Origin of the sequence: Pandoraea oxalativorans (assembly GCF_000972785.3) — a bacterium.
Classification (GTDB): domain Bacteria; phylum Pseudomonadota; class Gammaproteobacteria; order Burkholderiales; family Burkholderiaceae; genus Pandoraea; species Pandoraea oxalativorans.
In genome coordinates, this window is sequence record NZ_CP011253.3 from 1,141,977 (window position 1) to 1,164,921 (window position 22,945).

At 63.5% G+C, this 22,945-nt stretch carries 19 protein-coding genes; 10 read left to right on the plus strand and 9 right to left on the minus strand.

The features are described 5' to 3' along the window. Window positions 1-26: 26 nt before the first annotated feature. From MB84_RS05245 to MB84_RS05255, 3 genes are all read right to left on the minus strand, one after another. Window positions 27-887, minus strand: a complete 861-nt coding sequence (locus MB84_RS05245) for a DUF72 domain-containing protein (protein WP_046291007.1) — start codon at window positions 885-887, stop codon at window positions 27-29. Window positions 888-1,047: 160 nt separating this feature from the next. Next, a complete protein-coding gene (locus MB84_RS05250) occupies window positions 1,048-2,802 on the minus strand; it encodes a chloride channel protein (protein WP_046291008.1) in 1,755 nt (584 codons plus the stop codon). A 92-nt stretch (window positions 2,803-2,894) separates the two neighbouring features. Then, a complete protein-coding gene (locus MB84_RS05255) occupies window positions 2,895-3,332 on the minus strand; it encodes a MarR family winged helix-turn-helix transcriptional regulator (protein WP_046291009.1) in 438 nt (145 codons plus the stop codon). Window positions 3,333-3,582: 250 nt separating this feature from the next. Between MB84_RS05255 and MB84_RS05260 the strand changes: the two genes are divergently transcribed. The 4 genes from MB84_RS05260 (at window position 3,583) to MB84_RS05275 (ending at window position 6,730) form a co-directional block, all read left to right on the plus strand. Then, window positions 3,583-3,825 carry a hypothetical protein gene (locus MB84_RS05260; protein ID WP_046291010.1) on the plus strand — a complete coding sequence of 81 codons (243 nt, stop codon included), beginning with the start codon at window positions 3,583-3,585 and terminating at the stop codon, window positions 3,823-3,825. Window positions 3,826-3,956: 131 nt separating this feature from the next. Beyond that, on the plus strand, window positions 3,957-4,091 hold the full coding sequence (locus MB84_RS31430; RefSeq protein ID WP_281192324.1) for a hypothetical protein: 135 nt from the start codon (window positions 3,957-3,959) through the stop codon (window positions 4,089-4,091). Window positions 4,092-4,765: 674 nt separating this feature from the next. Beyond that, on the plus strand, window positions 4,766-5,827 hold the full coding sequence (locus MB84_RS28820; RefSeq protein WP_084009614.1) for an IS110 family RNA-guided transposase: 1,062 nt from the start codon (window positions 4,766-4,768) through the stop codon (window positions 5,825-5,827). 285 nt (window positions 5,828-6,112) lie between these two features. Next, window positions 6,113-6,730: a hypothetical protein gene (locus MB84_RS05275; protein WP_046291013.1), complete on the plus strand. Its 618-nt coding sequence runs from the start codon at window positions 6,113-6,115 to the stop codon at window positions 6,728-6,730. Here the strand turns inward: MB84_RS05275 and MB84_RS05280 are convergent. Then, window positions 6,687-8,135 carry a DEAD/DEAH box helicase gene (locus tag MB84_RS05280; protein ID WP_046291014.1) on the minus strand — a complete coding sequence of 483 codons (1,449 nt, stop codon included), beginning with the start codon at window positions 8,133-8,135 and terminating at the stop codon, window positions 6,687-6,689. The genes MB84_RS05275 and MB84_RS05280 overlap by 44 nt on opposite strands. 124 nt (window positions 8,136-8,259) lie before the next feature. Here MB84_RS05280 and MB84_RS05285 point away from each other — a divergent pair, with 124 nt between their 5' ends. The 4 genes from MB84_RS05285 (at window position 8,260) to ahpF (ending at window position 12,785) form a co-directional block, all read left to right on the plus strand. Beyond that, the gene (locus tag MB84_RS05285; protein WP_046291015.1) at window positions 8,260-9,540 is read left to right on the plus strand and encodes a hypothetical protein; all 1,281 of its coding nucleotides are present in this window, start codon (window positions 8,260-8,262) and stop codon (window positions 9,538-9,540) included. Window positions 9,541-9,584: 44 nt separating this feature from the next. Next, on the plus strand, window positions 9,585-10,265 hold the full coding sequence (locus MB84_RS05290) for a Vgb family protein (RefSeq protein ID WP_046291016.1): 681 nt from the start codon (window positions 9,585-9,587) through the stop codon (window positions 10,263-10,265). A gap of 167 nt (window positions 10,266-10,432) precedes the next feature. Further along, complete coding sequence (gene ahpC / locus MB84_RS05295; RefSeq protein ID WP_046291017.1) at window positions 10,433-10,996, plus strand: alkyl hydroperoxide reductase subunit C; 564 nt, start codon at window positions 10,433-10,435, stop codon at window positions 10,994-10,996. 196 nt (window positions 10,997-11,192) lie between these two features. Continuing rightward, entirely contained in the window at window positions 11,193-12,785 is a 1,593-nt protein-coding gene (ahpF, locus tag MB84_RS05300; protein WP_046291018.1) for an alkyl hydroperoxide reductase subunit F, read from the plus strand. Between the two features lie 77 nt (window positions 12,786-12,862). Here the strand turns inward: ahpF and MB84_RS05305 are convergent, their stop codons facing one another. Next, a complete protein-coding gene (locus tag MB84_RS05305; RefSeq protein WP_052652975.1) occupies window positions 12,863-13,618 on the minus strand; it encodes a 4'-phosphopantetheinyl transferase family protein in 756 nt (251 codons plus the stop codon). Window positions 13,619-14,035: 417 nt separating this feature from the next. Between MB84_RS05305 and MB84_RS05310 the strand changes: the two genes are divergently transcribed. Continuing rightward, on the plus strand, window positions 14,036-15,034 hold the full coding sequence (locus MB84_RS05310; RefSeq protein WP_046291019.1) for an aldo/keto reductase: 999 nt from the start codon (window positions 14,036-14,038) through the stop codon (window positions 15,032-15,034). A 109-nt stretch (window positions 15,035-15,143) separates the two neighbouring features. Here MB84_RS05310 and MB84_RS05315 read toward each other — a convergent pair whose 3' ends face one another. Continuing rightward, entirely contained in the window at window positions 15,144-16,163 is a 1,020-nt protein-coding gene (locus tag MB84_RS05315) for a sigma-54-dependent Fis family transcriptional regulator (RefSeq protein ID WP_342672639.1), read from the minus strand. A gap of 300 nt (window positions 16,164-16,463) precedes the next feature. Here MB84_RS05315 and MB84_RS05320 point away from each other — a divergent pair, with 300 nt between their 5' ends. Next, the gene (locus MB84_RS05320; protein WP_046291021.1) at window positions 16,464-17,378 is read left to right on the plus strand and encodes a LysR family transcriptional regulator; all 915 of its coding nucleotides are present in this window, start codon (window positions 16,464-16,466) and stop codon (window positions 17,376-17,378) included. Between the two features lie 25 nt (window positions 17,379-17,403). Here MB84_RS05320 and MB84_RS05325 read toward each other — a convergent pair whose 3' ends face one another. From MB84_RS05325 to MB84_RS05335, 3 genes are all read right to left on the minus strand, one after another. Further along, window positions 17,404-18,630, minus strand: coding sequence for an aminotransferase-like domain-containing protein (locus MB84_RS05325; RefSeq protein ID WP_046291022.1), 1,227 nt, complete (start codon window positions 18,628-18,630; stop codon window positions 17,404-17,406). A 104-nt stretch (window positions 18,631-18,734) separates the two neighbouring features. Next, a complete protein-coding gene (locus MB84_RS05330; protein WP_046291023.1) occupies window positions 18,735-19,226 on the minus strand; it encodes an SRPBCC family protein in 492 nt (163 codons plus the stop codon). Between the two features lie 75 nt (window positions 19,227-19,301). Then, the gene (locus MB84_RS05335; RefSeq protein WP_052652977.1) at window positions 19,302-22,937 is read right to left on the minus strand and encodes an amino acid adenylation domain-containing protein; all 3,636 of its coding nucleotides are present in this window, start codon (window positions 22,935-22,937) and stop codon (window positions 19,302-19,304) included. Window positions 22,938-22,945 lie beyond the last annotated feature (8 nt).

A 22,945-nucleotide genomic window follows, 5' to 3' on the forward strand; every position in this document is an offset into this window, starting at 1 on the left:
GAGCGCCGCGTTCTTTTACGGCTGTCCTATTTTCGACGGGCGAGTGCCTCGATCATCTCCATTGCAGCGGCTGGGTTGCGTTCCTTGAAGCCGCTGATGACATAGAGGAAGACGTCGCGATGCTTTGCCTTCGGCGAGGCTTTGGTCAGCGTGTCGAGATCGTCGGGAACGCCGCCGTTCGCGAACGTGGTCGCGCGGTCGAGCCACTGCGTCATGGCCTTCGGCGCGTAGCCGAGTTTGTAGCGTTCCTCGGTCCCCATGAGGCGTGCATAGACGAAGGGAGCGGTGACGTCTGCAATACACGGAAACTTGGCGTCTCCGGCGAGCACGATGGCCGTCTTGTACTTGCGTGCGAGTGCTACGAACTCAGGTACGGCGAAGGTCTCGTGCCGTACTTCGAGGGCGTGGCGAATCGTGTGCCCGTTCGCGGACGTCGGCAACAGACTCAGGAAGTGCTCGAAGTCTTCGGCGTCGAACTGTTTCGTCGGCGCGAATTGCCAGTTCACCGGGCCGAGCTTCTTGCCGAGTTCCAGCACACCGCTGTCGAAAAATCGCGCCACGGATTCACCGGCTTCGCCCAGCGCACGCCGGTGCGTGGCGTAGCGCGACGCCTTGACCGAGAACACGAAATCGTCCGGCGTTTCCTCGAACCAGTGGCGGAATGTCGCGGGCTTTTGCGAGCCGTAAAAGGTGCTGTTGATTTCGATGGACGTGAGGTGACGGCTGGCGTATTCGAGCTCACGCCGCTTGGGCCACTTCTCGGGATAGAACGTGCCTTGCCACGGCGCAAAGTTCCAGCCGCCGACGCCGATGCGAATGCGCGTGTCGGCGGCTTGGGACGGGGCTGTTGCGGAGGACGAAGCTTTGGAGGGTCGGGTCGTCGCCATCGGGTAGAGGCGCACGCGCCGGTGCGCATTCGGTGGGAGGAAGCCCCGATGGTGAATCAACGGCCGGGCGCGCGTCAATGGTGCTGACGCGCGCCCCGCGCCCCGCGCCCCGTGCCCCGTGCCCCGTGCATCACGCATGCGTGAGTGCGGGCGGCGACGCTCAGCGACGTTTGGGGCCGAGGTGCAGCATGCGCTCGCGCACTTCCTCTTCCGAGCGCCAGTGTTCGGCCGGTTTGACGAGGTCGCTGCGGCTGATGATGCCGATGAGTGTGCGTGAGGCGGCGTCGCTCACGACCGGCAGACGCTCCAGATGGTGTGCGGCGAAGCGGGCCGACACGATGCGTCCGGTTTCGGACGGCAGGGCGACGAGCGGCGGATTCACGCCGTAGAGCTGGCCAAGCGTTTGCAGCCCCTGTGCTTGCGCCCGGGTGAGTGCCTGACGGTCGACCATGCCGAGCACGGCGCGCGACGCGTCGATCACCGGGTAGGCGCGGTGACGTTGCGTTGCCCCGAAGGCGCGTTGCGCCGCTTCGTCGATGGTCATGTCGGCGACAAGCGCTTCCGGTTCGGGCGTCATCAATTCGCCGACGTGAAGACGTTCCAGCGGATCGACGCCGTACTCGCGATGGATGTGACGCCCGCGCCGCGCAATCTTCTCCGTCATGATCGAGCGCGGCATGATCCAGATCGTCACGCCATACGACACGCCACAGGTCAGCAACAACGGCAGCAGCGCATTGACGTCGTGCGTGAGTCCCAACGCGAAGACGATGGCCGTGAGCGGGGCGCCGAGCACGCCCGCGAGGGTGGCGGCCATGCACACGAGCGCCCACAAGGTGATATCGCCGCCTGGCAGAATCGGTGCGAGCAACGTCCCCAGACCGGCGCCGATCATAAGCAACGGGGCGAGCACGCCGCCGGAGGTGCAAGAGCCGAGCGCAATCGCCCAGATCAGCGCCTTGACGAGCAGCAACGCCGCTGCCGCATGCAGCGTGAAGTGACCGGCGAGCAGGTCGGCGATCACGTCATAACCCACACCCAGCGCGCGCGGTTCGAGATAGCCCCCGACGCCCACGGCGAGGCCACCGATGGCTGGCCACCACATCCAGTGCACGGGGAGTTTGTGGAAGGCGTCTTCGATGGCGTACAGCGCGCGCGACATTCCCGCTGAGAGCAGCCCGGCGCACACGCCCGCGATCACACACGACATCAGTGCAATCGGAGAGACGGCGGGCGTCGCCATGGGGAAGAGCGGCCCGGCTTCGAGCAACAACGGCCGCGCAAAACCGGCCACAGCACAGGCCACGATCACCGGCAGCAGACTGCGCGGACGCCATTCGAACAGCAATAGTTCGACGGCGAGCAGCACCGCCGCCACCGGCGTGCCGAACACAGCCGTCATGCCCGCAGTCGCGCCCGCTACGAGCAGGGTCTTGCGTTCGGCGGCGCTCAGGTGGAAGTACTGCGCGATGAGCGAGCCGATGGCCCCGCCCGTCATGATGATCGGACCTTCCGCGCCGAACGGTCCGCCGCTACCAATCACGATGCCCGACGACAGCGGTTTGAGCACGGCCACGCGCGGTGACATCTTGCTCTTGCCGAAGAGAATCGCTTCGATCGCTTCCGGAATCCCGTGACCACGAATCTTGTCGCTGCCGAAGCGTGCCATGGCGCCCACGATCAGACCGCCGATGACCGGCAGCACGATGACCATGGCACCGAGCGGGTGACCCGCAGGCGAGTGCGGCGCGAACGAGAGCGTCTGATAGAAGAAGAGGTTGGTGAAGCCCTGAATCAGGTTCAGCAGCAACCAGGCGGCGGGCACGCCGCACAAGCCGATAACGGCGGCCAGTGCGATGAGGCGCGGCAGTCCCGGCGCGCGCGCGAAGTCGCGGGCGTGTTCCGGCAAGGCCATGGGCGCGAGCGGTGAGCGATGGGCGCTCGACGCTTGCGTCGAAGTCGGTTGAGAAGTCGGTTGAGAAGCGGATGCCATGACAGTCTCGGGGATCACAGATGAACGCCACGAATGTGGAAGATGTCCGCAAACGTGCTCAATTCGTTGCGGTGCTGTGCGGCGAGTTTTGCGAGACAGGCTTCTCCGGTCGGCGAGAGATGCACCTCGACCACGCGCCGGTCGCTCTCGTTCTGGCGGCGGGTCACGAGCCCCGCCTTTTCGCAACGCGCGACGAGCGCCACCACGCTATGGTGCACCGCCTGCAGGCGCTCGGCCAATTCACTGATGGACGCCCACTCGCGTCCCGGGATACCTTTGACGTGCAGCAATAACAGGTACTGCTGGGGCGTAATGCCCCCTTCGCGTGCCGCCGTCTCGCTGAAATTGAGGAAGCGGCGCAGGCGATAGCGAAACTCGGAGAGCGCTTCGAAATCGCTCTTGGTCAGCGCGTCACCTGTGATCGGTGCGTTCGGCGGAGTCGATGCAGTCATAAGTCGGCCGTCAGGTAAATGGGATGTGTCCGAAAACCAAAAAATATATCACATCACGATATATTCGCTCGCTGTTAGGGATAGCCGGGGTGACAATTCGCCACCGATGCGTGCAGAATCGCGAAAAAACGAGACTCAGTAGTGACTGGAAACTCGATCCCCGCCAAGACGTAGCCGTGCCGGCGTGCTGTTCACCGGGAACCGGCGACGGACGTCTTCCAAGCGGGCCGACCTCTGACAGGGAGGAGACATGGCTTCCACGGTCCGACGCCGCTGGCGTACGGGTACGTTGTTGTTGCTGTCGGTGGCACTTGGTTCGACCGTTGCCGCTTATCACTACGCCACCGGATTCGAGATCGGTGGCGGTGTTTTTCAGCAGATTGGCTTCGGGCGTCAGGGCGCGTCGTCCGGCCATGCCGCGCATGCGCGCGGTGCGCCGTCGCGCTGTTCCGGGAACGATTGCCGGGACGACGGGGAGTCGCCTCCTCGCTGATGTTCGGTAAAGCCTCGCCGCACCCCGTTGCAGGGTGCGGTTTTCCTACGCTCTCCTACCTTTATCCGAGCCGTGTCAGAACGTGTGACGCATGCCGATGGTCATGGCGTTCTGGGTCGCGTCGCGTCCTGATGGGCGTGCAGATGGCGCTGGACGTCTTTATCCCTTCGGTGTCGGGCAAGGCAGCGGTGAGCATGCCGATCATCGGACCGATTGCGCAGCTCTCGGGCGGCGCACTCGCGTTCGCGGTGGTGATGGGGTATTGAGTGGTTTGCGTAGGGCTTTGTGAAAAGCCCAGAGATTTCTGATTTTCGTTTCGAAGGCATGGGGTTGTCGGAAGCCTCTGGCGCGTGCCGGACACCGTCGTTTCCGGGGAGAAGCGTTTTACATCATGTTCCCCAGAGCAAATGCTTGCGTCGCACAGATGATTGCTTCACGTACGCTCATGACTCCTTCAACCGCTTGGTGATGGCATAGCACGCGGACTTCGCGTCGCGATCCTTGCAGAATTCAACGAGTCACGAGATGAGCGAGCTTCGCCCCACACAATCCCCCCTCCTTAAGCAATATCTCCAGCGAGTCGACGCCTTGCTTCGCGACGCGACTCAGTGGTGCCAACGCCACGGGCTGGAGGTTGAAGTCCGACCGCATGCGCTGAACGAGCAACGAGAAGGCGAGTATGAAGTCCCCTCCTTGCACATCTCACGAGGCGGAAAATTGTTGGGAAACTCAGTCTAAGATCGGCTTTGAACGTCGGTCCGATCTGACCCTTGCTGGGATTGGCGAAGCTGCCTTTGAGTTGACCTGTCGATCGATCTCCGACGTTCCCCGAGCGTTGCCGGGCCCAGCGTTTGTGACCTAATAGGAGCTTTGTTCTGCACCATGAGTGTCCTGTCCAGCGAATGGGGTTGGCGATGCGTCCACTTCTTGGGAAACAAATATGGACGATCGAGCGATTGAAGGCGAAGTCATTCTGGGCGTCGATACGCATCTCGATACCCATGTCGGTGCATTAATTAGTGAAACAGGGAAACTCGTTGGAACCCTGTCAGTCGCGGCCGAAACTACGGGGTATCTCAAGCTTCTGACTTGGGCGAACTCATTGGGGCATGTTCGGCGCGCCGGAGTTGAAGGGACCGGCACATATGGCGCAGGTCTTGCCCGAGTGTTGCGAGATCATGATATCGATGTACTGGAGGTCAATCGCCCTGATCGTGCAGCGCGTCGATCACGAGGAAAATCTGATCCGACTGATGCGGAAAATGCTGCGAGAGCGGTCCTCGCTGGACGAGCCACTGCGATTCCCAAAGAGCAGTCGGGCGCGGCTGAGGCAATGCGAACTGTATCAGTTGCACGTCGCAGTGCCGTCAAGGCGAAGACACAGGCGATAAACCAATTGCGAGCCTTGCTGGTGAGTGCGCCGCAAGACATCCGCGAACGGCTTCTGAGGACGAAGACTTCGGAATGCGTTGCTAACTGCGCGAAGCTGCGTTCGTTGGGAGGTGCACCAATGTTGCAGGCATTGGCGACTACGTTGCGCCTGCTAGCAAAGCGCTACCTCGCGCTCGCGGAGGAACTCTCAACGCTCGATGCGATGCTCGAACACTTAACACAAAGACATGCCAGAAGGCTTCGAGAGCGATTCGGCGTTGGACCTCAAACGGCAGCAGTGCTTGTCGCCGTTGCTGGCGACAACCCGGAGCGCTTGAAAAGCGATGCGGCGCTCGCTGCACTTTGTGGCACGAGTCCGTTGCAAGCCTCCTCTGGCAAGACAGTCCGACATCGCTTGAACCGTGGGGGTGATCGAGCAGCGAACAATGCCCTGTGGACCATAGCGATGGTGCGCATGCGCAGTGATCCGAGAACTCGAGCATACGTCGAGCGCCGAACCAAAGAAGGTATGTCGAACAAGGAAATTCACCGCTGTCTGAAGCGCTATATCGTCAGAGAATTGTACCCACTCATTCTTGCCGATCTAGCCGATTCAGCGAGTGCTTCTTGACATAGGAGCGTCAACTCATTCCAAAAGCGTCCGACGTCATCGCAGGCGACGGACTTGCCATTATCGATGGAGGGGTCAATTTCCATCATCTCGTTTTCTACGGCGACTACGACCCGGGGTTCAAGTCGGCGACGATGATGACGGATCAACCTGGACGTCCGCTCAGAGCGCGGGTCATACGAAGAGTGAACGAGCAAGGATGGTATTGGATCGAGTCGAGGGTGCGTCGCGCGGTGCTCGTTGATGAAGCACTGTTTATCGACTTGCTTGCGGACGTTAGCGGCTATGACCTTTAACAACCCGATGGAAGCTGTCTACAAGGCATATCTGCTGTCGCGTGAAGGTCTCTTCGCTGTAGAGCGCATTGCGAGTGAAAACAGCGACCTACCCATCTCATGGGCCGGGATGTTGAGCACCGAGCGCAAGGACATGGGAGCAGCCTTGGTGAGTGCAACGCGGCAGGCAGACGACCTCGCGGTTTTCGCCCTTCTTGCTACATTCGAGCGATACGTCATCGAGCGGTTGCAGATGGCCAATGAACGGCTGGCGTCCGGACATCCTTCGGGATATTCGCGCAAGCTTGCCGAGAAGTTCAAGGCAGAGGTCGAGTACTGGCGATTCGACGAGATTCTCGACCTATTCAAACCGGAGTTGGACGTGGATCTCGTCGGACGCGTGAAGCAGATCAAAAGGTACCGCGACTGGATCGCGCATCGGAACAGCAATAAGACACCGCCCTCCCAAGCGGCCCCGGGCGCAGTGTTTGAGGTGCTGAGCAAGGTCGCAATCGAGATCGATCAAACGCACGCCTTTCCAAGCACGGTCCATCGGGATGCGGCGACTAATCAGCGGAGCAGAATCAACGTTTGCCGCGACCCTTCGCCGGTTCACTTGCAGGCCTAAGCAAATTTGCGATCGAGTCTTTCGCAGGCTTGCTGCGCGCCTTTTGTCCGCTGAACGGGTTGCCGCTGGCGGGCTTCGGGGTGTTGCCTGTCGATGCCGGGCGCTGTGCCGCAGGATTGCGCTTCTTCTCGCCGTGTTGCGGCTGCGCTTTCGTGCTGGGTAGGGGTTGCTTGCCAACGCCGCCTTGCGGAAGGCTCGGCACCTTCGGCTTCTTCGGCTTTTTCGGTTTCTTGATGATTTGTCCCGTCGCGCTGGTCTCCGGCACACGGTGTTCGGCTTCGAAGCCGGGCGCCTCCTCGCGACGCAGCGTCTGTTGGATCAGTGCTTCGATGGTGGCCAGTTGGGGTGCTTCGTCGGCACACACTAGCGATACGGCCACGCCGCTCGCGCCCGCGCGGCCGGTGCGGCCGATGCGGTGCACATAGTCTTGCGCCACGATGGGCAGGTCGACGTTGATGACGAGCGGCAGGTCGTCGATGTCCAGCCCGCGCGCGGCGACGTCGGTCGCCACCAGCATCTGCACGTCCCCTGTCTTGAAGCGCTCCAGCGCACGCAGTCGTGCCGGTTGCGGCTTGTCGCCGTGAATGGTGTCGACCGAATAGCCCGCCTCGTCCAGTACGCCCGCCAGATAGTCCACGCCATTACGCGTCTTGACGAATACCAGCGCATGCTTCCAGTCGTTCTGGGCGACCAGATGCATGAAGAGTTCCGGCTTGTTGCGCTTGTCCACCGGGATGACCCATTGCCTGATCTTGCTGGCTGTGACGTTGCGCGGACTCACGCTGATATCGACCGGCTCGCGCAGAATGTTCGCGGCCATCGCGCGAATGTCGTCGGTGAACGTCGCGGAGAACAACAACGTCTGACGCTGGGGGGGCAGGGCCGCGAATACCGCGTTGAGTTCGCGTGCGAAACCGAGATCCAGCATTCGGTCGGCTTCGTCGAGCACCAGTGTCTGAACCTGATCGAACTGCACGGCGTTCTGGCGATTCAAATCCAGCAGACGACCCGGCGTCGCCACAAGCACATCCACGCCCTTGCGCAACTTCATCATTTGCGGATTGATACTCACGCCGCCGTAAGCTGCGAGAAATCGCAAGCCAAGCCCCTTGCCGTACCCGACGAAGCTTTGCAGCACCTGCTCCGCCAGCTCGCGCGTGGGTACCAGCACCAGCACGCGCGCCCGGTTACTGGACACTTTCGGTCCGAGTTGCACGAGGCGCTGCAATAGCGGCAGCGCAAAACCCGCCGTCTTGCCCGTGCCGGTCTGCGCGGCCGCCATGACGTCCTTGCCCGCGAGGACGGCAGGAATCGCTTTCGCCTGCACCGGCGTAGGTGTCGCGTAGTTGAGATCCTGCAAATTCCGCAGCAACGGATCGATCAGACCCAGCGAGTCAAAAGACATGGACGTATTCCGGACGAAAACCCCAATTTTAACGGTTACTGGGCCTAAGACTCTGCATCCGTCGTTCGACCGTTCGACGAGCGCCGATCCCGGACTTCGCTGTCGCGCGCGGTAATATCCCGCGATGGACTCCCTCATTGCCGCTTCGGCCCGCGCGCTGGCGTCGGGCGATCCGCTCGGCGCACTGCGTCGTGTGGCGCTTCGCGATGACCCACCGGCCCTTGCGTTGCGTGGGATCGCGATGGCGCAGCTTGGGGATTTCGCTCGCGCGCGGGATCTGCTCAAGCGTGCTGCACGTGGCTTCGGCACGCATGCGTCGGTCGCCCGCGCACGGTGTGTCGTGGCGGATGCCGAGGTCGCGCTCGCCATGCGAGACCTCGGCGGCACCCACCGGTCGCTACAAGCCGCCGCTTCGCACCTTACCGAACGCGCCGACTTCCCCAACGCCATGCTCGCGCGGCTGATCGTCGCGCGGCGCCTGTTGCTGCTGGGCAAACTCGACGCCGCAGCAATCGCCCTGCAAGATGCGCCGTTGCCCCACGTCCCCGCGCGATTGACGGCGGTCCATGCATTGACGACTGCGGAACTGGCGCTACGCACGCTGCGCATCGCCGACGCGCACGCCGCGCTCGACCAGGCGCAGACCGCAGCGGCGGCGGCCGACGTGCCGGCGCTCAGCGCCGAAGTCCGGAGTCTTCGCGAAACGATGCGGCGTCCGGCAGCGAGACGGTGGCATCGCGATGGCGAGCAGATGTTGTCGCTCGCGCAGGCCGCCACCCTCCTGCACTCGGACACCCTGGTGGTCGATGCTTGCCGCCGAGGCATCGGGACCGGCAACGTGTGGCGTCCGCTGGCCAGACGGCCGGTGCTCTTCACGCTCGCGCTGCATCTGGCGCGCGCGTGGCCCGGGGATATCGACAGGCAGACGTTGATTGCCGAGGCGTTCCGCCTGCGCCGTCCCGACGAGACGCATCGGGCGCGCCTGCGTGTCGAAATCGGACGTTTGCGCAATGTGCTCAAAGGCATTGCCGAGATCGATGCAACACCGAATGGCTTTGCCTTGCGCCCCCTCGACACTCACCCGCGCGCTCACGCAAGCGAGCGAACCACGACAGTTGTCGATTCTGACGTCGGCAGCCCGTCCGTCGCTGTCCTGCTACCGCCCATCGACGGCGAGCGCGCCTCGCTCGTCGCCTTGCTGGCAGACGGCGCAGCGTGGTCGACGTCTGCACTCGCCCTTGCATTGAACGCGAGCCAGCGTTCCGTCCAGCGCGCACTCGGCGAACTCGAAGCCGAAGGGCGCGTACGTGCCGTCGGCCTCGCGCGGGCGCGGCGCTGGATGGCGCCGCCGCTCACCGAATTCACGACAATTTTGTTACTCCCTGCCGGATGGTCGTTTGGCTAGAGTGGACTTGCACGCCGAACGCGGCGTAACAACCGGAGCCTGACATGACGAGCACACCGCAACGAAACTTCCGCACGGCCGCCGTAAGCGCAGCCGACATCATTAGCGAGTACGGCCCTTTCCCGGGCATCGAGCGCATCCACGGCGTGACCTTCGACGGACGGCAGGTATGGGCCGCGACCGGGCAGACGCTCGTTGCGTTCGATCCCGCGAATGGCGAGGTCCGTCGCACCGTCGATGCACCGAGCGATGCGGGCACCGCCTTCGACGGCAAGCATCTGTACCAGATCGCCGAGTCGCGCATCAACAAGATCGAACCGTCCACCGGCCGCGTGGTGCATTCGATTCCCGCACCGGCAGAGCGGGGAAGTAACTCCGGTTTGACGTGGGCCGAGGGCAGCTTGTGGGTCGGACAGTATCGGGACCGACGCATTCTGCAAGTCGACCCGACCGATGGACGCGTGCTGCGCACCATCGAGTCCGACCGCTTTGTGACCGGCGTGACGTGGGCAAACGACGAACTTTGGCACGGCACGTGGGAGAACGATGAGAGCGAGCTGCGCCAGATCGATGCCGTCAGCGGCGAAGTCCTGAAGCGTGTTCAGATGCCGGACGGTCTGGTCGTGAGCGGGCTCGAGTACGACGGCAACGGTACGTTCTACTGCGGCGGCGCCGCCAGCGGTAAGGTGCGCGCGGTGCGTTACCCGAAGGGCTCGAATCGCTGACAGGGCCCGAATCCCATGGCCGTCCGGACGGGGACGGTCGTCATAGCAGGCAGGCTATCGGTCTCGATAGCCTGCCTTAATCGAATAGATTTCAATAATCGATTTCTATCTATCGATAGCATTCGGCATACTGGCAACACTTTCCACCCCGTCCAAGAGACTACGACATGCCGATCATCAACACCCAGATCAAGCCGTTCAAAGCCAACGCCTACCAAAACGGCGACTTCATCACCGTGACCGACGAAACCCTGAAGGGCAAGTGGTCGGTGGTGGTGTTCTACCCGGCCGACTTCACTTTCGTGTGCCCGACCGAACTTGGCGATCTGGCCGACCATTACGAAGAATTCAAGAAGCTGGGCGTTGAGATCTACAGCGTGTCGACCGACACCCATTTCACGCACAAGGCCTGGCACGACACGTCGGACACGATCAGCAAGATCCAGTACCCGATGGTGGCCGACCCCACGCTGGCGATCTCGCGCAACTTCGACGTGCTGATCGAAGAGGAAGGTCTGGCGCTGCGTGGCACGTTCGTGATCAACCCGGAAGGCGAGATCAAGCTGTGCGAAATCCACGACAACGGGATTGGCCGCGACGCCAAGGAACTGCTGCGCAAGGTGCAGGCGGCTCAGTACATCGCGGCTCACCCGGGCGAAGTCTGCCCCGCCAAGTGGACGCCGGGCGCTGAAACGCTGAGCCCGTCGCTCGACCTGATCGGCAAGATCTAAGCGCCGCCCAGAGTCTCACCGGTAGTACCGCAGCAAGCGCCGCTCCTGTCACAGAGTGGCGTCACCTGCCAGCGCATGGGTCCCCCCTAAAGCCCACTGCGCCGGCACCTAACCCCGAATCCCCGACGCTTGCCTGCGCCAGCCCCCCGGCCGACGCGGTGGACCTCGCACACCCTATCGAGACGGAAGAACAGCCATGTTGGACGCGAACCTCAAAGCCCAGTTGCAAACGTATCTCCAGAAAGTCACGCGCCCCATCGAAATCGCCGTGTGGCTCGACGACAGCCCCAAGTCCGCAGAAATGAAGGCGCTGATCGAAGAGATCGCGCCACTCTCGGACAAGATCGCCGTTGTGGCACGCACCGATGCCGGCGAGCGTCGTCCGTCGTTCGCGATCGGCACGCCGGGGGAAGCACCGCGTATTCGCTTTGCCGGGTTGCCGATGGGTCACGAGTTCACGTCGCTGGTGTTGGCACTGCTGCAAGTCGGCGGTCACCCGCTCAAGCTCGACGACGACACCATCGAACAGGTTCGCGCGCTCGACGGCGACTTCCGCTTCGAGACGTATATTTCCCTGTCGTGCCAGAACTGCCCGGAAGTCGTGCAGGCGCTGAACGTGATGGCGCTCATCAACCCGCGTATCCAGCAAGTCACCATTGACGGCGCGCTCTTTCAGAACGAAGTCGAAGCGCGTCAGGTGATGGCCGTGCCGACGGTGTTCCTCAACGGCGAATCGTTCACGCAAGGCCGCACCAGCGTGAAGGAACTGCTGGCGAAGCTCGACACGGGGGCGACGGCGCGTGCAGCGAAGGCGCTGGAAAACAAGCCGGTCTACGACATGCTGATCGTCGGTGGTGGCCCCGCAGGTGCAGCGGCCGCGATTTACGCTGCTCGCAAGGGGATTACGACGGGCGTCGTCGCTGAGCGTTTCGGCGGGCAGGTGCTCGACACGATGGCTATCGAGAACTTCGTCTCCGTTACGCACACCGAAGGGCCGAAATTCGCCACGGCGCTCGAACAGCATGTGAAGACCTACGACGTCGACGTGATCGACACGCAACGCGCCGAAGCGCTGATCCCGGGCAAGATTCACGAAGTGCATCTGGCTAGCGGTGCGGTGCTCAGAGCCCGCGCCGTGGTGCTGGCCACCGGTGCACGCTGGCGCGAAATCGGCGCGCCGGGCGAGCGCGAATATCGCAATCGCGGCGTAGCCTACTGCCCGCACTGTGACGGCCCGCTCTTCAAGGGCAAGCGCGTTGCAGTGGTTGGCGGCGGCAATTCGGGCGTAGAAGCGGCCATCGATCTGGCGGGCATCGTCAAGGAAGTCACGCTGATCGAATACGGTACCCAACTGCGCGCCGACGAGGTGCTCCAGCGCAAGCTGCGCAGCCTGGCGAATGTGCGTGTGTTGATGAATGCACAAACGACGGAGATCGTCGGTGACGGCCAGAAGGTGAACGGCCTGACCTACCTGAACCGTGCCACGGGCGAGCGCTCGACGATTGCGCTCGAAGGTGTGTTCGTCCAGATCGGTCTGGTGCCGAACACCGAATGGCTTAAGGGCACGGTGTCGCTCTCGCGTCATGGCGAGATCGAAGTCGATGCCAAGGGCGCAACCTCGGTGCCGGGCGTGTTCGCCGCAGGCGACGTGACGACTGTGCCGTTCAAGCAGATCGTGATCGCCGTCGGCGAAGGCGCGAAGGCGTCGCTCGGTGCGTTCGAACACCTGATGCTCAGCTCGGTAGAAGACGACGTCGACGCCGAGCAGAACGAAGCCGCCGTGGCCTGAGCATCCATCGCGTCATTGTCATGACCCAGGCCGCGCGAAGGCGGCTTGGTTCTTATGCGTCGGGCGCGCGGTAGATGTCATGCCTCGATGCGCTCGACGCTCATGTCCCCCGCACTGGAAACCGTGCCCGTCACGCGCAGCGCCGGGTCCAGCCAGTCGGTCATCGCCCACACGCCATGCGCTACGCGACGTTGCCATGCGCGCAGCGGCGCTTCGCTCATCGGCAGGCTCGAAAGATCGATGCCGCTCATCTCGTCCAGCGTCGTGCCACCGACCTTGATCAGGCTCTCCTTGCGCGTCCAGAGGCGCAGCCACGCCAGCGCACGCGGCGACGGCGCATGATGCGTGCAGGCGACGCTGGCAAACGCGCCGAGCCGCCTGCGCTCGCGCTCGTTCAGGCCGGGGAGGTCGGCATCCGGAGCGAGCGCTTCGTCCCAGTGTTCGACGTCGATACCGACGGGCGAAATCGCGCACGCTGCGGCGACCGCACCCCGGGTGTGGCTCAGACTCACATGCAAGCCCGGGTGCGCGGGCAGGCGCGGACGCCCGTGCGCGCCACCACACTGATCGCAGCGCTGCACGAGCACATAGGTGCGCGCAGCGGGGCCGGGCGTGTCCGGACTGCCGGTGATGCGCGCCGCAGCGACCCGCGCCAGAATATGCGCCGCAACATAATCCTCCCGATCGGCCGGTCGGGAAAACGCGTCGGCCCGCCTGCGCTCGTCCGGACTCAGATGCGCTGCCCACCCCCTGAAGCGCGCCAACACGTGTGCCGAAGCCCCGTAAAGCGCCAGACCCGTGCGAGCTTGCACGGCGTTCTTGTCGTTGTTCATTGTGTGTCGTGCGTCCGTGAGCGGCGAAGATAAATGACGGACTCCAAGCAATTTGGATGCCATATCGACAACCGAGTAATCCGGGTGTGGACTGCTACTTGTTGCGTCGCATCACGTAGGCGGACACCTGTCGCAGGCTGCGACAGGTGTCGCAGCGTCGGACAACTGTTTGCGCAGGTATGCGATGTCGAACACGCGTTCTAACCACCATACCGTTCGTCGCAATAAGCGAGTGCGCCGGTCATGTTTCGTGTAGACATGCGGGTTGCGTAAGAGCGCCTCGGTTCAACAAGGCGCTTCGGATGAAATGCCGGGGTCGCAGGCAAAACAATGGATCGAAACTTGCATAGTGATGACGACGTACCGGTGTCGACCGACAGACGCCGGGCCCTACGACCACTTCACAGGAGTTCGACAATGCTGCCAACACGCCGGTTGGGGAAACAGGGGCTGGAAGTCCCCGCTATTGGGCTGGGTTGCATGGGCATGCATTACGCCTATGGACCTTCCGATGAGGCCGAGTCGGTTCGCGTGCTGGAACGGGCGCTTGCGCTCGGCTGCAACTTCTTCGATACGGCGGAAGTGTACGGCCCGTTCGAAAACGAGCGTCTTCTCGGTCGCGTACTCAAGGGCCGTCGCGACAAGGCGATCATTGCGACGAAGTTCGGATTTCGCTTCGAAAACGGTGCGGTCACGGGGGCGGACAGCCGACCCGAGCATATCCGGGAAGTGGTCGACGCCAGTCTGTCGCGACTCGGCACGGACTATATCGATCTTCTGTATCAGCACCGCGTCGATCCCAATGTGCCCATCGAAGACGTGGCGGGCACTGTCGGTGAGCTCGTCAAGTCGGGTAAGGTGCGTTACTTCGGGCTTTCGGAAGCTGGCGAGCGTACCATCCGTCGCGCGCATGCCGTGCATCCGGTCAGTGCGTTGCAAAGCGAATACTCGCTCTGGCATCGCGATATCGAAGCGTCGATTCTGCCGTGCCTTCGCGAGCTGGGGATCGGGTTCGTGCCGTTCGGACCGCTCGGGCGCGGCTTTCTGACAGGCACCGCGCGGCGCGCCGAAGATTTTCCGGAAGGCGACTCGCGTCGCACGTCGGACCCGCGTCTGCAAGGCGAGCATTTCGACGCCAACGTGAAGCTGGCGCAGACGCTCGCGGGCTATGCGGCGCAAATCGGCGTGACGCCCGCACAACTGGCGCTGGCGTGGCTGCTCTCGCGCGGCGACGACATCGTACCGATTCCAGGCACGCGCCGTATCAGCCGTCTTGAAGAGAACCTTGCGGCGGCAAGTGTGCATCTCGACCCGGGCATGGGGCGCGCACTCGACGCGCATTTCGGCGCGAACGCGACTTCCGGAAACCGCTACAAGCCGACCGCCATGATGGCGTTGCTGGCGGATCCGGCGTAGCGGTGTGAGGGGAATTGAACAGGACCGAAGAAAATGGAAGTGAACGGTGGACCCGGGGCGCCAGGCGCACGACGCCCCGTTGTCCGACCGTTCGTTTCTTGCGTCGATATCAACGATCCGGTCCGAGCAACACGTCGCTGCCCATATCGCGTACATGAGGAATATGCAGTTCACGCAGTTTGCGATAGAGCGACGTGCGGCAAATGCCGAGTTCGCGTGAGGCGGCAGAGATATTCCAGCGTCGCGACGATAGCACTCGAATAATGATCTCGCGCTCGCCGTTGGCGATGGCCGATAGCGACGCCAGCGGTGCGATCTGGATGTTGCCAGCGGGCCCGGATGCCCCGGTCTCTGTCGGCGAGAGGGCTGCCGCTGTCATCGCCGGCGCAATGGCGGGAGCCATCGCACTTTGCAGCAGATTTGCCGGGAGGTCGGACACACGGATCGTGTCGCCGCTCCTGACTGCACAGGCGTACTGAACGGCCGCACGCATCTGACGTAAATTGCCCGGCCATGCATAGGACAGTAGTAGCTCGCGCGTCTCGCGGTCGAGCGATTCGAAGCTGGCTTTGCCGTGAGATTCGGCGACGATCATCGCGTCGAGCAGCCAGGCGCGATCCTGTCGCAGACGTAGCGGCGGCAGATGCACGATGCCGACGGCCACACGGTAATAAAGGTCTTCGCGAAACGCCCCCGTCTGCACGCGGGATTCGAGATTCTGGTGCGTCGCACAAATGAGTTGCAGGTCGACGGGAACCGGCGTAGAAGCCCCGATGGGCGTGACTTCCCGCTCGGAGAGTACGCGCAGCAAACGCGTCTGCTGCGCGAAAGGCATATCGCCGATTTCGTCGAGGAACAACGTGCCGCCATCGGCTTGTACGACCTTGCCCTTCATGCCCGTGTTGAGGGCGCCGGAGAAGGCGCCGCGTTGGTATCCGAACAATTCGCTTTCGATAAGGTTTTCGGGAATCGAGCCGCAGTTGACCGACACCATGCTCGCCTGACGGCGTGCGCTGTAGTCGTGCAGGGCGCGTGAGAGGTACTCCTTGCCGGTACCGGTTTCTCCGAGAATCAGAATGGGAAGCTGGCGATCGATGAGCAGTCTGGCACGCGCGAGGGTGGCCAGCATGGAGGGATCGCTGCCGCAGAGCCGGTCAAGCGCTGGCCGGGAGGCGTACTGAAAGTTTGCGTTTGAACGGTCCAGCGGATCGTGGGCGTACATAGCGTCTCTCATTGACTTTATTGGAATTGGCGGGCGCTGCGTTTGGCGGCGCGGTATCGCATCATGGCGAATGCCGTTGGGGGGTGCTCCATAAAGCAAGACCAAGCATAGTTCGATTCGCGAGCGGTCTCCAATACCATATGATGCGATGACTGATACCGGTTCGCTATGAATAGAAACCGATGTTCTTTTAAGGGGTAAGGCTCCATGGAACTGAGGCAACTTCGCTATTTCGTAGTACTGGCTGAAACACTTCACTTCGGGCGCGCAGCGAATTTGCTGCACATCTCGCAGCCGCCGTTGTCGCGTCAGATCGCGATGCTCGAAGAGGAGTTGGGGGTCGTGTTGTTTCAACGCACACAGCGCAGCGTGGCGCTCACTGCGGCGGGACAGCGTTTCTATCGCGATGCACGCTCCGTGCTCGCCACGCTCGATCAGGCGCGCTCGCATGCCCGCGCGGCCGAAGTCGGCGACACGGGCATGCTGTGCGCCGGGTTCATGTTCGCGGTCGCCTGCAGCGTGCTGCCCGTGCTCACGCGTGCGTTTGCTGCGGCGTTTCCGCGTATCGAGGTCAAACTCAAAGAGTCGATTCCGACCGACCTCGCCGCCGAACTTCGCTGCGGCAAGGTGGACGTGGGCATCATGTATTCCTCCGATGCGTCGGTCGAGCTATGCACGGAAACCATCTTCCGCGAACCGCTGGTGGCGGCCTTGCCTGCCGGTCACCGGCTGGCGGCGCGCTCGGCCATTTCGGTGGCCGAACTGCGTGACGACGCCTTTATCATCTCGCCGCGCGAAGCGTCGCCGTTCATCCACAACACCATCACGGACCACTGTCGCCAGGCGGGCTTCTCTCCGCGTGTTCGACTGGAGACGAACTTCCAGCAGACGATTGTGAATCTCGTCGGACAGCGCCTCGGGGTCGCGCTGGTGCACAGCTCGATGCGCAGCACGCGCGCGGAGAACGTGCAATTCGTGCCGCTGCTGCACGCGCCGCATATCGACGTGGCCCTGGTATGGAGCGCGAACAGCAGCAACCCGTGCGTACAGCGCTTTGTGCAGACAGCGCAGAGCCTCGGACTGTTCGAACCGTCGGACGCGGCACTTCAGGCCTGCGCCTGAAGTGCCCGTGTCGGTGTAGCGCAACCTAGGAGGTAGTGAGGCAGGTTTCGGTCTTGCGAAGCCGCGTCTCGATGGCTTGTGCCAGACGTGCAATGCCGGTTTCGATCTGCGAGGGCGTGGCGGTCGTGAACGTCAGCCGCATCGTGTTCGCTTTCGGTGAGACGGCGTGAAACGATGCGCCCGGAATGAATGCCACGCCGCGCGACAACGCGTCTTCGAACAGGTTCGCACTGTCGATGCCGGGCGGCAGCGTCACCCACAGAAACATGCCGCCTGCGGGACGTGTCCAGCTCACGCCCTCCGGCATATGTTCGGAGAGGCACTTGAGCATAAGCGCACATTGCGCGCGATACCGCAGACGAATGGCTTCGAGGTGCGTGTCGTACTCGCCGTCGGTGAGCAGGGCATGCGCCAGCCGCTGCGTGATGCCGGTCGTGTGCAGGTCGCTCGCCTGCTTCGCCTGCAACAGCTTGATCATGAGGGTTTCCGGCGCGACGACGTATCCCACGCGCAGGCCCGGCGCAATGACCTTCGAGAACGAGCCGAGATGCACGACGTTCCCGGGCGCCATCGACAACAGTGAAGGCAGGGTCACGCCGGTGTAGACGAGTTCGCCGTAGGGGTCGTCCTCTACGACCGGCAGGCCGTGACGGATCGCCAGCGACGCCAGCGCCATGCGCCGCTCGAGCGGGAGCGTGCGTCTCGTGGGATTCTGGAAGTTCGGTTGTGTATAGAGCAAGCGCGCATTGCGCATCGATGCCTCGTTGAGCCGTTCGGGCAGCAGGCCTGCCGCGTCCGTCGGCACCTCTTCGAACACGGGTTCGTATTGCGCAAGCGCCTGCACCGCGCCGAGATAGGTCGGCGTCTCGATCAGCACGCGCGAGTCGGGATCGACGAGCACGCGTGCGACGAGGTCGAGCGCCTGCTGTGAGCCGGTCGTGATGAGCACCTGAGACGGACTGACCGCCGCGCCCTGGCGGGTCAGCCGCGCGGCGATAGCCTCACGTAGCGGAAGGTACCCCTCGGACGGCCCGTATTGCAGTGCCCCGATGGCGTCGCGCCGCAAGATCCGGTCGACCGACGCCTGAAGCCGTTCGACCGGCAGCGCATAGGGCGAGGGCAGGCCGCCCGCGAACGAGATGATGTCGGGCCGCTCGGCGACCTTGAGCAGTTCACGCAGCGCCGAGGGCTGCATGCGTTGCGCGCGCGCCGCGAGTTGCCAGCGACCGGCGGGCGGGAGATGTCTGTCCATTGTGCGGTCCGCAACGAAGAAGTGGGACGCCCTCACGATATGAGCCGTGAGGGCGCAATACCATCGATGACATCGATGACATCGATGCCGTGCAGCGCCGCGCTTTACTCGTTGAACATCTTGCGCAGGTTGCCCATTGCCATTTTCAGGAAGCCGACGGCGAAGTCGTCGAACGCCGGTTGGTCCTTCGGATCGCCGGAGCGTGCTTCGCCGACGATGCGATACGTCGCCGTACACGCTTTGTCGCCACGCGGCACCACTTCCATCGACGCCCACATGTTGCCGATGTCGAACGTCGTGTAGATCAGCGTCCAGCTCATGGTCATGGCGTCGTCGTTGCGCGTGTTGAGTTGCTCGACGACCAGATCGCCCCCCGTGAAGTGCTTGTGACGCAGCGAGCGCGGGCCGGTCGCCGTACCGGTCATCTGGATGTATTCGAGACCGGTCACGAAGCGGTTGTAGCCATCGAAGCGGCCGACGATGTTCCACACGTCGCGTGCAGACGCATTCAGGTCGGCCACCCCAGCGTGCACAGTCGTCGTGAGGTTGTGGATCAGCGTGTCGGGTTGCAGTTCGGTGTGGACTTTTTGCAGCATGATGAACTCCTCGATGAAGAAAATGGACTGCGCGATAAAAGGTGCAACAAGTGGCTGAGAGACCCCACACGCCGATCAGGCGACGGAGGCCGTCTCCTTCTCGTCGGACTTACCCGCCATACCCGCCTGGCTCGCCCTGGCTTCGGTACGTCGGACACCACTGCCGCCCGGCTCAGGCAGGAAACCGCTTTCGATCAGATAGCCGAAGTGATGCATGAGCAGGGCGTCGTCCTTGCGCGGATAGGCCAGTCCGAGACGTGCAAGCGCTTGCGCCGACTGCTGGTGCGCGATGCGCGCCATGTCGCCGATGTCCTCCTGGCTGTCGTCCAGATAGAACGCGACCACGTCGAACAGCGCGTTGGTCTCGTCGATGGACGTCAGGCGATTGCGCCAGTCAGCCGGTTCTTCGAGGGCGAGCGAATAACCGCATCGGGCGAGTGCGCCGAGGTAGTCTTCCCACGTCAGCGGTTGCGGGTTCTGGAGGTGGAAGACGCGCAACTCGCGCTGCGGGTCGGTCGTGCAGCGGACCATCGCGCGCGCCAGGAAGTCGACCGGCGTGAAGTCGAAATCCGTATCCCCCGCAGGGGCCGCGCCCAGTTGCAGCGAGCCCTTGACGAGCAGCAGGATCCGGTTGCGCGTCGGCTGGCACAGCCCCGTGCCGGATACCCCGGTGATGTTGCCCGGACGCAGAATCGTGGCGTCGACGCCGCGCTCGGCGGCCTCCCACACCAGATGCTCCGCGACCCATTTCGTCACGTTGTAGCCGTTGTTCACGAAGGCGGGGGCGTTGCGGGCAGGGCCTTCCTCCAGCACATGACCGTCGGCGTTCACCGCGCTCGCGGCGGACAACGTCGAGACGAAGTGCATCGACTTGTTGCGGAACTCGCAGGCGAGGCGCAACAGTTCGAGCGTCGCGCCGACGTTCGCGTCGTACAGATACGGGTAGTCGTAGACGTGATTGACGTGTGCACCGTTGTGGTAGATCGCATCGATGTCGTGCGCCAGGGTTCGCCATGTGTCGGGTGACACGCCGAGCCGCGGCTTCGCCAGATCGCCGAGCACGACTTTCAGACGCGGATGACCCGCAAGCGCACTCAGTCCGTTGGCCTGCAATGCCTGGGCAAGACGCGCTTCGCCTTCCTTCTGACTCGCTGCCCGCACCATGCAATGGATCGTGGCGGACGTTTGCGCGATCAGCTCGGCCGCGATGAAGGTGCCGAGGAAGCCGTTCGCGCCCGTGAGCAGAATGGCGCGTGCGCCGTCTGCAACAGGACGCAGACCGTCGACCGGGCGAATGTCGTCGGGCAGCACCATGTCGTCGAAGACACGCTGCGGGATGCGTTCGCCCTTGTTGACGTCGTCGTTCGAGAGCAGCGACGCCAGCGCGCCGATGGTCGGACGCTCCATGAAGCGGGCGAGCGGTGCATTGCCGCCGAACTCCTTCTTGACGGCCAGCATGAGTCGCGAGACCAGCAGCGAGTGGCCGCCGAGGTTGAAGAACGAATCGTCGCGGCCGATTTCGAACGGCTCCAGATCGAGCAGCCGTGCCCACAGCGCGCGCAGATTCGTTTCCGTTTCGGTGAGCGGTGCTTGCGCGGCGTCGTCCTCCGTGCGGGCGCGCTGCGCCGGAATGCGGCCAAGCGCGTTGCGGTCGATCTTGCCGTTGTGGGTGGCAGGCAGTGCGTCGAGCACCACGGTCTCGTAAGGCACCATGTAGTCCGGCAGACGTGCCGCCAGCAGGTCGCGCAGCGTGTCGCCCGTGACCGATGCCGCCAGCGGGCGCGCGACGAAGCCACGAATGCGCTTGCGGTCGTCGACCACGCACGCGCACTGACCGAACTGGCCCGTGGCGAGCGCGGCCGATTCGATCTCGCCGAGTTCGACGCGAAAGCCCCGAATCTTGACCTGAGCGTCGCGGCGTCCGACGAAGTGCAGTGCGCCGTTCTCATCCCATTGCACGATGTCGCCCGTGCGATACAGCAGTTCGTCATGGGCTGACGGCCACTGGCCATTCGGATCGGCAAACCGGTTGGGCACGAAACTGCGCTCCGTCAGATCGGGACGATGCAGATAGCCGTCCGCGACCCCGGCGCCGGCGACGCATAGCTCGCCTGCCTCGCCCGTGAGCGCCGGTTCGCCTGTCTCGGTGAGCACGTAGCAGCGCACGTTCGCGAGCGGCCGCCCGATCAACCGGTTGCTGTCGCCCGCCTTCAGGCGCGCCACGGTGACGAAGACCGTGCATTCCGCCGGGCCGAAGATGTTGTGGAACTCGCGGTCCTGACTCCAGCGCGCAATGGTTTCCGGGAAACAGACATCACCGCCGGTCAGCAGATGCTTCAGTGCAGGCCATTGCGCGTCCGGCATCACGCCGAGCAGCGCGGGCGGCAGGAAGGCGTGTGTGACGGCTTCGCGTTCGATGAGCGCACTCAGATCGTCGAGCGCGTGTCGCTGGGCTTCGGTCGGAATCTCCAGCATGGCGCCGGCGAGGAACGTCGGGAAGATGTCGAGCAGGGAGACATCGAACGCCACCGTGCAGAACTGCAACGCGCGAGAACTGGCGTCCAGCCCGATGTAGTCGCGATACGAGTGGCAAAAGTGCACGATGTTGCGGTGCGTGAGCATCACGCCCTTGGGCACGCCCGTCGAACCGGAGGTGAAGATCGTGATGGCGCAGCGGCTCGCGCGGTCGGGCAGGCGCGAAACGGGCCATGCCGTTACGCCGATGTTCACGTCTGCCACGTTGAGCGAGCGCAGACGAATGATTCTGACGTTCAGCCCGTCGAGTGCGCTCGCGTCGAAGTCGTCGTCGGTAATCAGGCACGTCGCGCGGCTCTGTTCGACGATCTGGCGCACGCGCTCGGCCGGAAACGACGGGTCGAGCGGGGCATACGCCGCGCCCGCGCCGATGGCGCCGAGAATCGCCGTGTACAGCAGTCGCGACTTGGGCAGTCGCACTGCCGCCACCTGCGGCGTACGATCGTCGGGCGATTGCACGGGCAGCATCGCGGCGATGTCGAGTGCGAGCTTCATCGACGCTGCCACGAAGGTGCGATAGTTGACATCGCCGTTGGCATCGCGCAGTGCGACGGCCGACGGGGCCTCGAGCGCGCGACGTGAAATCATTTCGGGCAGCGATGGCTCCAACGCCATCTCGCGGGCCGTCTCGTTAGTCGCATGCCAGCCGGACAGGCGATGCAGGTCGAGCGCCACGCTTCCCGGCGCAGCCTTGGCCACGGGGCGCGATGCGAGCGCATCGGTGGTCAGCACGTCGCGGCCGAGCTGGCTGACGATGTCGACGAGCATGGCTTCGGCTTCGGCGTCGATCTGCGCGACCATGTCCGCGCCGCAGCGCAGGCCGTCGAACGCGCAGGCCGTGGCCGCGACGTCGACCTCGCCACGCGGGCCATGCCACTGCCAGGCGAGCGTGGACGTGACCGGCGGAAGTGCCGGGGCGCTGGCGCGAAACGTCATGGTGTGCGTAGCGGCACAGGCGGTTTCCGGTGCGGCGTCACCGCAATCGATACGCCACTCGACGCGCTGCAGTCCACTGTCCGGCGTCGGCACGCTTGCGCCCAGTTGCGCCGCCATCTCCGTGAGCGGACCGCTGCTGTACGACAGTGGCACCACGTCGTGCCCCATGTCGTGGAGCGCGGCGAACAGACGTGCGCCGAGGCGGTTGTTGCCCGCGATGGCGAAGGAAATCGCTCTCATGACTCGTT